General features: G+C 50.2%; 12 protein-coding genes. 8 read left to right on the top strand and 4 right to left on the bottom strand.

Annotated elements, in window-relative coordinates; all coding sequences use genetic code 11:
• Positions 1 to 123 precede the first annotated feature (123 nt).
• From NDI45_RS26125 to NDI45_RS26090, 8 genes are all read left to right on the top strand, one after another.
• The gene (locus NDI45_RS26125; RefSeq protein WP_348249446.1) at positions 124 to 927 is read left to right on the top strand and encodes a peptidylprolyl isomerase; all 804 of its coding nucleotides are present in this window, start codon (positions 124 to 126) and stop codon (positions 925 to 927) included.
• Positions 924 to 3,944 carry a peptidase domain-containing ABC transporter gene (locus tag NDI45_RS26120; protein ID WP_348249445.1) on the top strand — a complete coding sequence of 1,007 codons (3,021 nt, stop codon included), beginning with the start codon at positions 924 to 926 and terminating at the stop codon, positions 3,942 to 3,944. The genes NDI45_RS26125 and NDI45_RS26120 overlap by 4 nt, the downstream gene beginning before the upstream one ends.
• A 2-nt stretch (positions 3,945 to 3,946) precedes the next feature.
• Positions 3,947 to 5,425 (top strand): HlyD family type I secretion periplasmic adaptor subunit, encoded by a 1,479-nt coding sequence (locus tag NDI45_RS26115; RefSeq protein WP_348249444.1) that lies wholly within the window; start codon positions 3,947 to 3,949, stop codon positions 5,423 to 5,425.
• Between the two features lie 114 nt (positions 5,426 to 5,539).
• Positions 5,540 to 6,052 carry a hypothetical protein gene (locus NDI45_RS26110; RefSeq protein ID WP_348249443.1) on the top strand — a complete coding sequence of 171 codons (513 nt, stop codon included), beginning with the start codon at positions 5,540 to 5,542 and terminating at the stop codon, positions 6,050 to 6,052.
• An 83-nt stretch (positions 6,053 to 6,135) separates the two neighbouring features.
• On the top strand, positions 6,136 to 6,651 hold the full coding sequence (locus NDI45_RS26105) for a hypothetical protein (protein WP_348249442.1): 516 nt from the start codon (positions 6,136 to 6,138) through the stop codon (positions 6,649 to 6,651).
• A gap of 8 nt (positions 6,652 to 6,659) precedes the next feature.
• Positions 6,660 to 7,094, top strand: a complete 435-nt coding sequence (locus NDI45_RS26100) for a DUF1326 domain-containing protein (protein ID WP_348249441.1) — start codon at positions 6,660 to 6,662, stop codon at positions 7,092 to 7,094.
• Complete coding sequence (locus NDI45_RS26095) at positions 7,091 to 7,801, top strand: DUF2182 domain-containing protein (RefSeq protein ID WP_348249440.1); 711 nt, start codon at positions 7,091 to 7,093, stop codon at positions 7,799 to 7,801. The genes NDI45_RS26100 and NDI45_RS26095 overlap by 4 nt, the downstream gene beginning before the upstream one ends.
• A 201-nt stretch (positions 7,802 to 8,002) precedes the next feature.
• The gene (locus NDI45_RS26090; RefSeq protein WP_348249439.1) at positions 8,003 to 9,124 is read left to right on the top strand and encodes a calcium-binding protein; all 1,122 of its coding nucleotides are present in this window, start codon (positions 8,003 to 8,005) and stop codon (positions 9,122 to 9,124) included.
• A gap of 58 nt (positions 9,125 to 9,182) precedes the next feature.
• Here NDI45_RS26090 and NDI45_RS26085 read toward each other — a convergent pair whose 3' ends face one another.
• Genes NDI45_RS26085 through NDI45_RS26070 form a run of 4 tightly spaced genes read right to left on the bottom strand, consistent with a single transcriptional unit; the run spans position 9,183 to position 15,026 of the window.
• Positions 9,183 to 9,809, bottom strand: a complete 627-nt coding sequence (locus NDI45_RS26085) for a hypothetical protein (RefSeq protein WP_348249438.1) — start codon at positions 9,807 to 9,809, stop codon at positions 9,183 to 9,185.
• A gap of 3 nt (positions 9,810 to 9,812) precedes the next feature.
• Positions 9,813 to 11,378: an FHA domain-containing protein gene (locus tag NDI45_RS26080; protein ID WP_348249437.1), complete on the bottom strand. Its 1,566-nt coding sequence runs from the start codon at positions 11,376 to 11,378 to the stop codon at positions 9,813 to 9,815.
• A 2-nt stretch (positions 11,379 to 11,380) separates the two neighbouring features.
• Positions 11,381 to 13,120, bottom strand: coding sequence for a hypothetical protein (locus NDI45_RS26075; protein ID WP_348249436.1), 1,740 nt, complete (start codon positions 13,118 to 13,120; stop codon positions 11,381 to 11,383).
• 28 nt (positions 13,121 to 13,148) lie between these two features.
• Complete coding sequence (locus tag NDI45_RS26070) at positions 13,149 to 15,026, bottom strand: serine/threonine-protein kinase (RefSeq protein ID WP_348249435.1); 1,878 nt, start codon at positions 15,024 to 15,026, stop codon at positions 13,149 to 13,151.
• Positions 15,027 to 15,388: the final 362 nt, after the last annotated feature.

The following is a 15,388-nucleotide window of genomic DNA, read 5'->3' as shown; positions in this document are numbered from 1 at the left end:
TCGCCTATAGCAAGTTAGACATCCGATCTCTGCCCTTAGATACTGTTTGTTGAAGTAAGCTGCGTGATACACAGAACGCAGTATCTTTCTTTTTTCAAAATCCTATCCAAAGCGGTCATTTGCATGACTCCGTGTTTGCGAATCGGTTCTACCGTTCTCAGCGGAGATCAGCTTGCTGTTGCCCTGACCCAGTTTCAACAAATGCTTCCATTTGTTGAGCAGATTTTGTTGAGCAGCTATCTCCGCGAAGTAAAAGTGACCAAGCAAGAATTGCATCAATATCTCACGGGTCGAACGGATCTGCCCGAAGATTTTGATGCGTTTTTTGCAAACTGGCTGAAATCGAAAAAGCTGACTCCGGAGGAGTTTCAAGCCACCGTTTACCGATCGCTCCTCACCGAGAAGCTGAAATACCAGTTGTTTCAACCCCAGCTCGAATCGGAGTTCATGCGCTGTAAACCTCTGTTTGATCAGGTGGAGTTTTCTCGCATTCTGGTTAGACAAAAGGAGCGAGCAGAAGAAATTTATTTTCAGCTTCGAGACGAAGAATCAACCTTTCCCAACCTGGCATCGCTGTATTCGGAAGGCGAAGAACGCCATATGCAAGGGTGGGTGGGACCGCTCCGTCTATACCAATTGCCTCAATCTATTGCTCGCATTGCTTATCAAGATCCAGGTGAAGGGCAGGTTTATCCACCTGTTCAAGTGGGTTCAGTTTACTGGATTATCCGAATTGAACGATTTGCGGCGGCTCGATTTACTGAGGTCAATCAACAGGAGTTGCGTAACCGCCTCTTTGAGGAATGGTTAAAGCGAAAAGCGAAAGCTTTGATGAACGATCCAACGCAGTTTGAAATTTATCGTTCTTCCTCGGCGGCTCCAGCAACAGATGACAAACCTAAAGCTGAAACGGAGGCTGCATCGTGAGGGCATTGCCGATCGAAGAACTGATGTCAATTCAGCCCACGGTGCAGGACTCTTTGCTGGGGCATCTCGATCTTGCCACGTTAGATGAGTTGCTCGACTCGGCAACGCTTCAGCAGTTTGAAACCGGAGAAGTGCTGTGCCCTGAAGGACAACTTCCAGCGATGACCCATATTCTACTGGCAGGTCGGGCACGGGCACTGGGAGACAGTCAATCTGAGAAACCGACAATTCAAACCCTCCGCCCCGGAGCCTGGATCGGATGGGAACCCCTGTTGCGGCGAATTCCTTATGGCAGTGTTCGCGCTGCCAGTTTGGAGGAAGATGTCCAGACGCTTGCCATTCCCTCGGATCGGGTAGAGGCGATCCTGCCCCTGCTGCTGCCCGTTCTGGAGGCTGAAATTAGCCCTCTAGAAGCGTATGACTTGCTGGATCGCTTTTTGGGGCGATTGGCAAATCGCAGCGTGTTACCCAGCACCAAGGACATTGTGGATTACCTGCGGCGAGCCGGAGCGATTAAAGTGCGGCACTGGTTTGTGGGCGATCCCAGTCCACTCACCCCAGAATTTTTGTGGCTGGTGAGCGGGGGTAGCGTTCTGAGAGATCAGATTGGGAGATCGGTGCTGGAGGTGGAGCAAATCAGGCTGGATGATTCCCACGTTTATCCAATTCGATTGATGGGCGTGGAGCGTCCGACGATCGCTGCAATCCTGCAAACCGAATCCCTGCCGCTTGATCCTCAGCACACCATTGCGACCGAACTGGAAGCGATTGAAACTCTGTCTCGATTAGAGGCTTTGCTACAACCTCCTTCAGAGACACCAGCTCCTACAGAGCGTCCCCATTATGGCGGACGCATTGCGCGAGAAGATACGCCGGCAGAAGCGACTGTGGTTGCCTTCTGGAACATCACCGATTTATTGAAGCTGCCCTTTCGACACCAGCTATTGCGGAGTCGGGTCAAAGGCATTGATCAAAAACCAGATCGGCTGGAGTTTTACAGCAAAATTGCAGAAGGCTTTCACATGAATGCCTTACGGATTTATTTCTCTGCTAGTTCTGGAGGTTTCAGGCGCGTTCAGTGTCCGGCACTGCTGGAGTTGAATGGGAAGCCCTGCGTTCTCTATGACATGGGCAGTGAAGCTGAGGGCGATCTCTTGACCCTGGCTCATCCTGAATGGGGCGTTCAGATACTCTCGATTGAGGACGTGCTGCCACAGCTTGAAAGCCTGGACGAGGAAGGAACACTGGTAGAAGCCTTGGCTCTGTCGCGCAAGCCCGGAGCTGCAGTGCGGCAGTTTGGCTGGAAATGGGTCTTGCCCTACATTAAGCCGGAAGGCAAATCCCTTCTGCTTGTCCTGATTGCCAGTATTTTTGTGCAGGTGTTAGGGTTAGCAACGCCCTTGTTAACGCAACAGATTATTGACAAGGTGATCATTAACGGATCTGCTGGAGCCTTACCCGCTTTTGGGATTTTAATGCTGAGTCTGAGCGTGGCTCAGTCGGTGCTAGATATCTCCCGTAGCTTTATCCTGAACAGCGTCTCGAATCGGGTGGATGTGCAAATTGCTAGCTACACCCTTCGGCATCTGCTGCGATTGCCTCTGGCTTTCTTCCAGCGATATCCGGTTGGGGAATTATCAAGCCGGATCAGCGAACTAGAAACGATCCGATCGTTTTTGACCAGCCAGTTTCTCACAGTCATCATGGATGTGCTGTTCTCCTTGATCTACATCCTGGTCATGTTGAGCTACAGCCCCATTCTCACGCTCTGTACCCTGCTGACGATCCCGGTCATTCTAGTCATTACCCTGTTCGGAGCATCCTCGGTGCGGAATCTGTACAAGCAACGGGCTGACACAAATTCGGTGTTGCAAAGCTACCTGATTGAAACCCTTAACGGGGTGTTTACAGTGAAGGCGCAGCACCGGGAACAGTTTGTGGAAGCGACCTGGAATGACCAATATCTCAAATATCTGAACGTCAGCTTTCGCTCCACAATGACCAGCCGTGTATATGGTGCAATTAATACGCTTGCGAATACGCTCAGTAGCCTGGTTGTGCTGTGGGTGGGCGGACTGCTTGCCGTCCAGGGCGACTTGACGCTCGGTGGATTGATTGCCTTCCGAATTATTGCCGGGTACGTGACCGGACCACTGTTGCGACTTGCTCAACTTTCCGAGCGCGTTCAGGAAGTGCAGCTTTCGATCAATCGCCTTGCTGATGTGATTGATACTCCTGAAGAGTTCTCAGAAACAGACGCACATCAGTTGAATCTGCCGCCTGTGATTGGGAAAGTAGAACTGAAAAATGTCTCCTTCGGATTCCAGACAACCGGAGAGATGCAGCTTGCCCATGTGTCTCTGACGGTTGAGCCAGGTCAGTTCGTCGGGTTGGTTGGACTGAGTGGTTCCGGCAAATCTACCCTCGTCAAGCTCCTGAATCGTCTCTACGTGCCTCAAAAAGGCGTGATTACGATCGATGACTATGACATCAACAAAGTGACCCTTGACTCACTGCGGCAGCAGGTCGGCATGGTTCCCCAGGAACCGTTGCTGTTTGATGCGTCAATTCGGGACAACATCGATTATGAGGGCATTTACACCGACGCTCAGGTGATTGAAGCGGCTCAACTGGCTGAAGTACATGACTTTATTGCGAACCTGCCTCAAGGTTACGCTACACCTGTTGGGGAAAGGGGATCACGGTTATCCGGTGGGCAACGCCAGCGAATTGCGATCGCTCAAGTCATTTTACAGAACCCCAGGCTGGTGATTTTGGATGAAGCGACCAGTGCCCTGGACTATGAAACCGAGCGGCGAGTGGTGGCGAACCTGATGAAAGTGTTCAAGGGCAAAACGGTCTTTTGCATCACCCACAGACTCGCCAACCTGCGGCAGGCAGACCAGATTTTTTATTTGCAGTCAGGCGCGATCGTCGAGCGCGGGACTCATGCCGAGTTGATGGCGCAGCGACAGCTTTACTACACCCTCTATTCCCAACAATCCAAAGGAGACTAGCGATGAAAGCACAGATGCGATGGAAGCTGATGAACTATTTGCTGTCCTGGGTCGATACCCAGCGAAACAAACTGGTGCAGGCAGTTTCCCCCACTGGAGAAGCCACTCTGCCCAGTCAGGAGCGGTGGGCAGCGTTGAGTATTGCCGGAATGGTTGTGACGCTCGTGTTTGTCCTGCTCTGGTCGATCGTGGCTCGAATTGATGTCATCGTTCCGGCGCGGGGCAAGCTGGAACCGATGTCCTCCTCACAGCCCGTTCAGTCCCGGCGTGGAGGTGTGGTAACGGCAATTCAAGTGCAGGAAGGGGAAATGGTCGAACGGAGCGAACTGCTGGTGCAGCTTGATAAGACTGAACTGCAAAACCAACTTCAGGCATTACTTCAGCAGCGCGATCCGTTGCAAAAGACTGTGGCGGTGCTACGCGCAGCACGACAGGGAAACGCTATTAATCCAGCACAGCTTGGTCAGTTACAAATTACGCCTGAACTGTTTAACCGGGTGCAAAATCGACAACTGTTGGTAGCACAATTAAGCGGAGATCCAGCCGGACTAACGCCAGTGCAACGACAGCGATTTGAACTGTTTACCCAGCAACTCCGCGATCAGCAAGCCCTGCTTGAACTGACGACGCAATCGTTGGCAGCGCAGAATGTCGGCATTCAATCTTCGATCAATGAAACTCAAACCCGGCTCCAGGTGCAGCAGGATCAGGTGGGTCGGCTTTCGACGCTGGCAAAAGAAGGGGCAATTCCTAGAGTTGATTTTATCGATCGCGTCACCGACCTGAACGGAACTCAAAATGAATTGAATCAGAGTCGAGTGCAGCAGGCACAACTCAAGGTGCAGCAGTCGCAGGCAGTGGTGAACGGTCGTCGGGCGATCGCAGAATCGCTTCGTGCGGTTCAGGCAGAACTCACGCAGCTTGATAACGAGGTGGATCGCACGATCGAGCAAAGTGAACAGCAGCTTGTTGAACTGAATGCTCAAATTCGCCAGGTCCAGCTTGATCTCGACGCGCAGGATCTTCGTGCCCCGGTATCAGGTCGGGTATTTGGGCTGCAAGTCTCGCAGCCTGGAGTCGTCGCACAGGCAGGGCAAGCCCTGGTTAATGTCACACCTGATGAAGATTTGATCGCAAAAGCACAAATTTCAAACAAAGATATTGCTGGATTAAATATTGGTGATTCGGTCAAGGTGCGAGTTGACGCTTACCCGTTTACTGAATTCGGAGAAATCACTGGACGAATTACGAATATTGCCAGTGATGCCGTTCCAGTTGACGGTCAAAACCCCACAGGTCAAAGTGTTTTTCCGGTTGAGGTCAGGCTGGATCGACCTTTCCTGGAACAGAATGGTCGCCGCTTTCCGCTAGTTCCAGGAATGTCATTATCGATTCAAGTCATTACTGGAAATCGTGCCCCCATTATGTTTGTTTTAGAACCCATTATTAAAACGGCTGATGACTTAAAGGCAACAAACTAGCTATACATTTTGGGTGATAAATTAGTCAACTCAAGTATTTAGAATTTGAACAATGGGCAAGGCATTTAAACGCAGCGATTCAAATTTTCAACTAACAACAAAAGGAACTGTATCATGAAATTCCAGTGGAAACAGTGGGGGATTGGTGCTGTCTTGTTTGCTTTGTCGATCGCAAGCAGTTTGCCCGCTTCGGCACAACAGGTGATTCGACAAGGGCGGTTAACCGGAGTGCAGATTCGAGAGATTGCTCAACAGCCAGAAAACATTTCGGTTGGGGATCTGCCTACACTGGCCCAAGATCCTAACTTTGAGGGGGACTTGCAGGGCGTTAACGATCTGGCATCAAGACTGCTGACAGGATTTGTGATTGTCAATCGTGGCGGTGATTTTCCTGAAAATGAGGGAATTCCGTTAGATCGTCAATTTCTTAGAACCGATGTCGCGTTTGCTTTGATGGATCTGGGTAATGGTCGTGAGTTGGTGGTGTGGCAATCGCCTCAACGCCCCAACGCCAGATATCTAATTCGCCCCAGTCGCAGCAATCCTGCTGCCTTTCGTGCCCCAGTGAATACGATTGGGGAGGCAGGCTATAGCAGCGACGGCTCCGGTTATCAAGGGTATCAATAGCCTCGATGGTTGAAGGTAGGAAAGATGTGCCTCGCTAACTCAGGTGCATCTTTCCCGATTAAAGCAATTTCCCAGGAGGAGCAATGAATTCTGAATTTAATCCAAATCAGGAATCTGCCTTTTTAATCGATTCTAATCAAAGGCAAAGCGATGATGCCAGCCGCATGATTGGCATGACAGCGAACGATGACGAAATTTTGAAAGATTTTGAACGCAGTGATAGCGGTAAGGCAACCGAGACGGTCTGCGGCTGCTCAGGCTCCTGCAACTGCGCTTTCTGCAATTGTTTGAGCGATCGAGCGGTTGAAAGTGTGGACGAATCGAGACTGGAGCGATCAGATCGCTCGTTTGCAGGCAAGGACTGGAGCGATATGATAGCCAATGACTTTAGCTCTCTAGTCGAGAACGCATTGCAAGACAATCGAACGGATAGCGAAGGAATTAATTTTGATGACTTGCGCGATCGATTCGGTGATGAAAAAGGTGATTTTGTTGAAGAGCTGATATCGCAGTTTCAAGAAACTGATGATGTCGATGCGATTCCTAGTCTGGACACGCTTGATTTCAATCCTAGAGAACAGAAAACTTTTGATTCATAGCTAATCTAATGACCTTTTCTGATTACTGGTTGAAAGGATGGACTTCTGGAACCTGTGGATGCTCAAGTTCACTGGGCTGCGCCTGCTGGCGATCGTCTTCCCCTTGCTCTCAATTTGTGGCTTACTGCATCGAATCAGGAAGCATCTCGCAAATTGATGTTTCGGGGGCAATCCTTATCCGATTAATCGCTACTGCTGGCGAACAGTCTACTTTGTACCTGGATTCCAGCCTTTCGTTCTTGCAGCAGCAGGCTTTGGTCGCTGCTTTCACAGGTCGCATGGGCGGAAAGCTTGCAAATTTGGCGCGGCTGGCTCCGATCCAGCTTCCGCCCAAACTTGCTCCAATACAAGCCTGCCGCCACCAGCAAGAGTCTTTTATCGGGATCGGCAATTTGTTCCAGAAAACTAATCTGAAGGCAATTCCCTTCGAGTGCCAGTCATGACCCAAGCGCATCGTTTCGACCTGACCGCTTTTGCCTGGAGCAGTTTTGTCTGGATCGGGATCGGATTTGCATGGATTGGACTATTAACCCTGCACTCGATCACGCATCATTTCGACGGTCTACTTCTATTGCTGGACTGGCAACTTATGTTGGTGGCGATGATGTTGCCGTCCGCCTTGCCTGTTTTTCGATCACTAATGCAATTGACTTCGCGATCGATCGATCGCATTGCTTTTGTTTTTCCTTACTGGTTGATCTGGTCAAGCTTTGCAATCTTTCTTTTTTGGAAGCCATTTGCTCATCATTCTCATAGCATGAACAGAATTCATGCTCTCCCTCTTTCTTTGTGGCAGGAAATTGTATTGATTGGCGCGGGAATCTTTCAGTTTACTCCGCTTAAGCAAGCCTGTTTAGAAGGTTGTCGATCCACAGTGGCAATGTTGCTAACTTATTACAATCCAGACGCATTTTCAATGCTGCACCTGGGTACAAGATACGCGCTTAATTGTCTTGGCTGCTGTTGGGCATTAATGTTGGTAATGTTAGCTGTAGGTATGAATAATTCTGCATTGATGGCAGGCTTGGCCCTTGTAATGATGATTGAACGACAGTGGCAGTACGGTAAGCTTTTTTCATTACTGGTTGGTGTCCTGCTAATTTCTGTTGGAGCGGGTTTTCTGTTTATTGCCCCTATTTTATTGATATAAGGCTTGCTATTTTTTGTTAGATTTACTCCGACTATCGACGTATAATTTCATTTTTAGTTTGAGCTAGATTGTAGATATTTTCGAGGGTCAAAATTGATAGCCTAATTTATAGATTCAAGTCAGTTAAAATCCTGGGGTTATGGTGTTTTAAGCCATAACTCCATTCCTTCTTTTCATTGTTGTATCTTCTTGGAGGAAACGATGAGCGAGATTATCGGAACGAGCAAAAGTGATGTGCTGACCGGGGGCGAAGGTAACGATTTAATTGTTGGTGATGGAGGACAGACGGCAACTCCCGTTGTTGATCCTGCTATAGCGTCAGCCGGATCTGCCCTGCCCAGCCTGGATGCAATGGTTGTCCCGACAGCCGCAGCCCCGGTTCCTGTTACTCCACAAGGTGATGATGGGGACAATATTCTGGTAGGAACAGCCTTAGATGAAACAATTCGAGGTGGGTTGGGCAATGATACGATCGATGGCGGATTGGGCGATGATATGATGCGCGGCGGGTTTGGAGATGACCAGCTAATCTGGAACCCGAAAGGCGGCAACGATCGTGTGATTGGCGGTGCTGGGAATGACGAGTCTCTGATTAACGCCGGAGCTGATAGCGAGATTTTCGATCTTCGAGCAACGGATACTGGCGCACAGTTTGCCAGGGCGGGGGATAAGCCGTTTACAGTTGATATGACTGGAACTGAAACGGTGCGGCTCAACGCGCTCGATGGGGATGATCATTATCGCGTCGCTGCGCTTGATGGAACCGGAGTGCAAACCGTTCGCTTTGACGGTGGCGCGGGCAATGATTTATTGGATGGCAGTGCCGCCAACACGACGCTGGTTGCCAAAGGTGGAAAAGGCGATGACAGCCTGGTGGGAGGTACGGCTGATGACGTGCTGAGAGGAAACGCAGGTAACGACACCTTTAGTGGAGGTGCAGGTGACGACACGATCCGAACGGGGCAGGGACAAGACCGCGTTGTCTATGATACGGGAGATGTCTTCAACCCCGAAGCAACCGGGCAGGATTTGATCAAGGACTTTCAGGAGGGCGATAAAATCGTTCTGGACAAAACAACGTTCAAAGCCCTGAACAGTGAAGCGGGAGAGGGTTTTTCGGCGGAAAGTGACTTCGCTGTTGTGGGCGATGCCTCCCAAGTCGATGACAGCGAAACATTGATTGTTTACGACAAAGGTTCAGGAAGCCTGTTCTACAACTCCAATCGCGCCGAGCAAGGGTTAGGGCGTGGCGGAGAAGAAGCCTTCGCCATTTTCGCAGATAAGCCCGACGTTCAAGCAGACGACTTTATGGTGCAGGCGTAGCAGCGATTCAAATCAAGAAAAGAAATTATTGAGGCAGGCGATCAAGTGCCTGCCTTTTTCAGTAGGGGTGGCGTTGATGCCGCCAACGAATCTGTGCCTGCGTCTGCTCAATCCATTTTTGATAGCGACTACTTTTAGCAAAAGACGTATCTTCGAGGACTTTGAATCGAGCTAGAGCTTCTTGAGGATTAGATTGAATTAACGTCAGCGCATCTTCAATAATGAGCTGTTGCCGTCGCCAAGTCGGAAGTTCCTGTTGCACCTCTCGCCCTGCCTCTGTTTTTGTCGGAATTGCCTCGGCAATCGCAATCGCTCCCTGGAGATCGGCTTCGTTGTATTTCACCAGAGCGCGATCGAGCATTTGTGTTGACCAGACTTCTCGAAGGGTCTGCGCTTGAACCGCTACGGGATCATTAGGAGCAATTTCATTAAGCTGTTCTAGTGCCTCAACATAGCGTGACTGGCTTGCCAGCCGAGTTGCCGCTTTGAGCCGATCGTCCAGTTGAAGAGGGTTAGGAGTAGGAGCAGTTGTAGGGTCTGTCGGTGTGTTTTGCTGCGTCGTTTGTGCCTTAACCGGGCGTTCTGCCTGTCCCAGCAGCCGCAGACCGATTCCAGCTCCAACGCTCAATGAAAAAGCAATAACGGAAACCCAGATTGTGCGTTTCGCCAGAGGGGAGATTGGCATCGTTTATCGCTCTACTTCAATAGTACCAAGGGGTTTTGCAATGCAGGCCAAAACCCACCCCTCGTTCTTTTCAGAATCCGAAAGCGTGCAGTTTGCCTTATATTCAACCTGTCCTCGAACTTTTGACTTGCAGGCTTTACAAGTGCCTGCACGACAGACCGCAGGAATATTGACTCCGGCTTGCTCCGCTAACTCCAGAATCGTTTTGCTGCCCGATGCGTCGATCGATTCACCGGACTCCATGAACATGACCTTTGTTTTCGTTGCCGTTGAGACAGCTATGCTGGGGGTCGAGCCATTGCTCATAATATGGCTATCAGCCTGCGTCGTTTGCTGAAGTTGAGCAGGTTGTATTGACTGGTTAATGGTGGTTGTCGCCGGTTTGCTTGTCGGGATGCTGGTTGTTTTTCCAGATTGAGGAGGATTAATCGTTTCAGTCGGAGTGCTGTCGCTGCCAAAGCTCTCCTGATGAAGTTGAGCCATCGGAAATCCCAGATCTTGCAGAGCCGCTTCGATCGCCTGCATAAAGCCATTAGGTCCGCAAACAAACACATCCCGTTCCATCAAGTCAGGAACCTGGCTTCTCATGAGGTCACCATTAATTCGCCCTCGCACTCCAGCCCAGCCAAAGCCCAGCAAATCGCCTGTAATTGTTGCCAGATAGCGGAAGCATTCAGGTCGCTTTCGGGCAATGATTTCGCTCAGTTCAGTGTGGAACAGGAGATCAATGGGAGTCCGGGCAGACTGCATCAGCACGACATCGCAAGAAGTGACCGTGTCATAGAGCCATCTGATCATTGAAGTCAGGGGAGTCATGCCACTGCCTGCCCCAATGAACAGCAGCTTGGAGTTGAGCAGCTCTCCCGTTTCGCTCATGCAGGTAAATGCGCCCATTGGTCCGCCTTTGAGAACAAGATGATCGCCTACCTGAAACCGATCGAAAAAGTAGGTTGAGACAATCCCACCAGGTTTTTTCTTAATGGTGAAAGTGAGCGTGTAGGGTCGCGCTGGGGAGGAGGAAATGGAATAGGCGCGGCTATGCAGTATCCCATCAATTTCGACCTCAATTAAGCCAAACTGCCCTGGCTGAAAGTAGGAAAAGTAAGGGCGACGATCTGGCGTGGCAAACCAGAAGGTTTTAGTATCCAAGCTTTCCAGGTCGATGTGGATGCACTCAACTTCCACGTCCTCCGCCTGCCAGAAATCCATTGCAGGGCTACTCTGTGATTCTGTGATCTCCAACGGCTGAAGTTCTTTGATGAGCAGCGTGGTTTGACCCACTTCAATCCGGGTTCGAGCTTCCAGGGGGACTCGTTCACCGGAGCGAATGGTGGAACCGTTGACTCGTGTACCGTTGGTTGAATGCTGGTCGATAATCCAGTACCGACCTTCTTCAAAGGTAATAAGCGAGTTGAACCCACTGATCGCATGATCAAGCGGTAGGGGCAAATCGCACGTTTCATCTCGCCCGATTGTCCAGCTTGTTTGACTCGGCTGCTGTTGTTCCAGCGTGACTGTGCCGTCGAATTCAGCTTCTAAGTTTGAGTATCGGATGACAATAGGAGGCATGGCTATTTTGAATCCTTGCGCTTAATGACGTGCGTTTTGGGTCGTTGCGGGAGGATAGCGGTTTTAGGTTTTGTGTTATCTGCCTTTGCCGTGAGGCTAACAGGAGCAGTTTTCAAAACGCGAGTTTTTAAGGGGACGGTCATAGGAGCAGGCGCGTGTAGCAGGGCTGCATCTTCTTGAGCGATCCTCTCAATGGCTCGATGATGATCTTCGGAGGACAGCCCTAAGTCCTGTCGTAAGCTGCTGCAATATTCCAGGCTGTGCACTGCGCTAGTGGTGCGATCCGCCAACAGATCTTTGACAAAACTGACATAGGAATCGAACCGAACTTGCTTTGAAAACTCCCGGTGAGCATTCACGAGCGTGAAAATCTCATCGCTAGATAATTGTTCAACGGTGCGCCCTTGCAAAATGCGTTCGGGCACTTCAATCTTTTTAAGCTGATTGCGGAGTGTTGCGGCAGCGGTTTCGCGGTTGTACTGGTGCTGAGTCCGTCCAATCGTCATGACAAACCAAACGATGCCAGCCGCGACGACAATGCCGTTGAATCCTAAAATTGCCCATTCTGGAAAGCGGTTGATCGTCGGACGTGCGCCGTAGGAAAAGAAGGTATAGAACGAGACAAGCGTGAAAATAGTAAACGTAACGTGCTGTGCTTGTTGGCGAGAGAGTGGAACGCCTCGCCACACAACTCGACGCATCAATCGCTCGACGATTAATCCCAGCAGGTAGGTTGCCAGGGTTAAGACTCCAAAGGTGATAAATACGGCGATCACTCTCGGAATCGGAATGGTTTGTCCATAGATATAAAAGCCAGGAGCAAACAGCTTGCTCACGATCGTTTCTTCATGCGACCATGCTCCGGTGAAGTAGTATTTCCAATCGCCGGAATAGAGAAAGAAATACAGGTAAAAGGCAATCACCATACCGAGATACCCGTATTGCACCAGCCGACGACCGGGCTTATCCAATTCCTGCCAGTAAGACTGCTCAGAATCAATGTCAATGCAGCCCACTTTACAGCCGACACAGGCACTTTTCTCCTGCCTGGTTGCATCAACAGTGCGACAGGTGGATTGAGTGATGGCGGGTCTAACCTGGGTGTGAGCAGGGGTTCCCCACATCGATCGCGGACCCACATAAATCATCTGCACCGGAGCCATCGGACAGAAATATTGACACCAGGACTTGCCATCGTAAAGATAGCCTACGAGGATTGCTGACAAAACGGTGAAGATGAGGAAGGTTCCCAACGCATAGCGATCGCCATTGATAAACAGAATTCGGATCGCAAGCCCCAGGATAAACAGTCCAAATTGCAGGTACAGATGATTCCGCCCCAACCAGCTATCCTGGGCAACTTTTACTGTTTCATGGGTGATCGTGCCGTCACTCTGAATGACTTTGCGCTGGCGAACCAGTCCCAATGCACGGGGAATTTGCGATAAGAAGGAAAGGGGGCAAATCCGTCGCCAGAGTTCATGCCCAGTCGTCATCAAAATCAAGATCCCCGATGGCACAATCATTGCCCAAAAAATCATGTTTGACATGGAAAAGGGCATTTCAGGTAAACACTCCCCCTGCACAGTGACGCACTGCTCCGGGTTAAGGTAGATTTCTGGCTTCAGGGCAAAAGGTGTATTTGCTCCTGGCTGCGTGAAGTAAGGCGTGATGGGATCGTAAAACATTGAGGCAATGAGAACGAGCCAGCCGATCGCCAACGTTAGACGGACATTGTGCATGATTCCTTCCGGGATCTTTTGCAAAGAGTTAGGGATTGCCATAATTCGTGAAATTGATGGAGTAGAAGGTCAGTTGATCGTTCTGGCTCTGTGCCAAACTTGTTCCCATTCCGTTGATTGCGACCAGACCTGAATAAGGGGCATGAGCATCCAGCAACCTGCCACTGTTGCTGTTCCAAAGCGATAACCTGCCTTCTGAGTGCAAGCCCACCAGGAAGTTTGCTGATGCTGCAAGCTGAATCATTGCACCCGATTGGAGAGGGAATACCTGCTCGATCGATCGCTTCTGCCAGTTCCAGGTCAGCAATCGATCCTGTCCCAGTGTGTAAAGCTGCTGGTAATTGGGGCTAAGTTGCGCTTGAGTAACGGATGCCTGGTGTCCGGCGAAGGTCTGGGTGCGCCGTCCCAAGCCTGCGTCCCACAGATGCAGCCGATGATCGGGTGAGCCGCAAGCTAACAGGTTGTTGGGAAGATACGAAAGAAACGTAATCCGATCGCCCCAGGCACGGGCATCAATTTCCTGCACCAGTTGTGACTTCCGCAAGTCCCAAATCTGAATGCGTTGCCCATCGGTCGTTGCCAGCCTTGCACCATTTATCCCCAACGCGATCACCTGCACGGATCGCATGGGAAGGGGGAGTGTTCGCTTTAACTCCCCATCCGGTACACTCCAGACCTGAATTTCCTGGTTGTAAAGCAAGGCAAGACGGTTGCCGTTGGGACTCAAGACCATGTGCTGGATGTCCTGCCTGGGGCGAGCAGGGAGTTGAATCAGTTTGGTTCCGTCCCAGTTCCAGATCGTGACTTGATCCTCAATGTCGCGGGTAATCAGTTCATTGCCGCCTACTACCTGCTCTAACAGTCCGGTCTGAACCGAGCGCACGGGCTGCACGCTCAATTGGGGCGGCTGTAATGCCGCAGGCAGGAGTTGGCGCGGCATCAGCTCAAGTATTGCCTCCCGAAGATTTTGCAGCGGGACTCCTGGGAGGCTCACCTGTCCATTTCCCATTGCCAGAAGGGTTGTTGCTCCTAATGTTCCAGCAAACAGAAGCTTGAGGACAGGATGCTGAATGATCCAATTGCTGCTTTTGGGCTTGGCAGGCTGAGGGCGCGATAGCTTTTTCAGATCATTCAAGACCTGATTGGCATTGGCGTAGCGGTGCTTTGCCTGAAATCGGGTGAGCTTGGTCAGGATTTCAATCAGTCGAGCCGGAACGCGATGCTGCTTGAGTAAGGGTTCCAGCACAAATTCGCCTGTTTCAGGGTTTCGAGGAAGCTGCCCTGGTGGAACTCCTGTCAATAGTTCGATCGCCGTGATTCCTGCGGCATAGAGATCGCTGCGAAAGGCGAGGTTGCCATCATCCTGCTGTTCGGGCGGCATATAGCCGTGTGTGCCAAATCGCTGCGCCTGATGATCCCGCGTTAAATCGATCGCGCTGCCGAAGTCAATTAGCACTAGCTTTCGGTCGCGATGTCGCCAAATCAGGTTACTAGGTTTGATATCCCGGTGCAGGATTTGCCGAGAATGGATGAATTTTAAGACCTCAAAAAGTCCTTCAAGCAGAGAAAGGATCTGTCGTTGCGACAACTGTTTTTGTGTCAACAACTGCGCTAAGTCATCCCCTTCGATATACTCAATGACGAGATATCGCTGTTCATTTTCAATTCTCCGTGTAAGCAGAGTTGGAATTTGAGGATGTTTGAGCTTATACAGAATCTCCGCTTCACGTAGATATAAACGTTCAACTTCAGCATCCGACAAATCAGGATGCTGTGACATGAACTTAACGACGCAGATTGGATCGTCTGGTAAAGAGCTATCTCGACACAGATAGGTTGTGCTAAACCCACCTGAGCCAAGCTCCTTCAAGACGAGATACCTCTCGTTGAGTAGCTTTCCTAGCATATTAGTTTTGACAAGCGTTCAAGCCAGCATTGAAGAGAGCGTGACCAACGATCTAACGTAAACGCTAAATCATCTATACTTCTTCAGGGATTACTTTTTTAATAGAAAAAGCAGATTGGAATCAGATAGTCTTTATTCTGCTTAACAATTGGGCTTGTTGCTTCTATCAAACGTCAGAGCCTAACCAATTTCGAGATAATTGGATTAGGGTCAATCTTTTAGTCCAGTTATTGAGAGAAGCGTTATGTGCTAGTAGTCCGCCACGGCAGTTTTGACAGGTAGAACTGGATCAGGGAAACTGGGAAAAACCAGGAATCCTTATGGCAGAAAAGTACAGAGTGACGCTAACCCCTGAAGAACGT

The organism is Leptolyngbya sp. GB1-A1 (genome assembly GCF_039962475.1).
GTDB lineage: Bacteria > Cyanobacteriota > Cyanobacteriia > Elainellales > Elainellaceae > Leptolyngbya_A.
Note: the sequence above shows the minus strand (reverse complement) of the source record. Positions and strands in the feature narration are given on the sequence as shown.

Bases quoted from the DNA above. Each gene is read 5' to 3' on its own strand.
- NDI45_RS26125 (WP_348249446.1), top strand. From the start codon at position 124: ATGACTCCGTGTTTGCGAATCGGTTCTACCGTTCTCAGCGGAGATCAG.
- NDI45_RS26085 (WP_348249438.1), bottom strand. From the start codon at position 9,809: ATGCCAATCTCCCCTCTGGCGAAACGCACAATCTGGGTTTCCGTTATT.
- NDI45_RS26095 (WP_348249440.1), top strand. From the start codon at position 7,091: ATGACCCAAGCGCATCGTTTCGACCTGACCGCTTTTGCCTGGAGCAGT.
- NDI45_RS26070 (WP_348249435.1), bottom strand. From the start codon at position 15,026: ATGCTAGGAAAGCTACTCAACGAGAGGTATCTCGTCTTGAAGGAGCTT.
- NDI45_RS26105 (WP_348249442.1), top strand. From the start codon at position 6,136: ATGAATTCTGAATTTAATCCAAATCAGGAATCTGCCTTTTTAATCGAT.
- NDI45_RS26110 (WP_348249443.1), top strand. From the start codon at position 5,540: ATGAAATTCCAGTGGAAACAGTGGGGGATTGGTGCTGTCTTGTTTGCT.
- NDI45_RS26115 (WP_348249444.1), top strand. From the start codon at position 3,947: ATGAAAGCACAGATGCGATGGAAGCTGATGAACTATTTGCTGTCCTGG.
- NDI45_RS26075 (WP_348249436.1), bottom strand. From the start codon at position 13,120: ATGCACAATGTCCGTCTAACGTTGGCGATCGGCTGGCTCGTTCTCATT.
- NDI45_RS26080 (WP_348249437.1), bottom strand. From the start codon at position 11,378: ATGCCTCCTATTGTCATCCGATACTCAAACTTAGAAGCTGAATTCGAC.
- NDI45_RS26090 (WP_348249439.1), top strand. From the start codon at position 8,003: ATGAGCGAGATTATCGGAACGAGCAAAAGTGATGTGCTGACCGGGGGC.
- NDI45_RS26100 (WP_348249441.1), top strand. From the start codon at position 6,660: ATGACCTTTTCTGATTACTGGTTGAAAGGATGGACTTCTGGAACCTGT.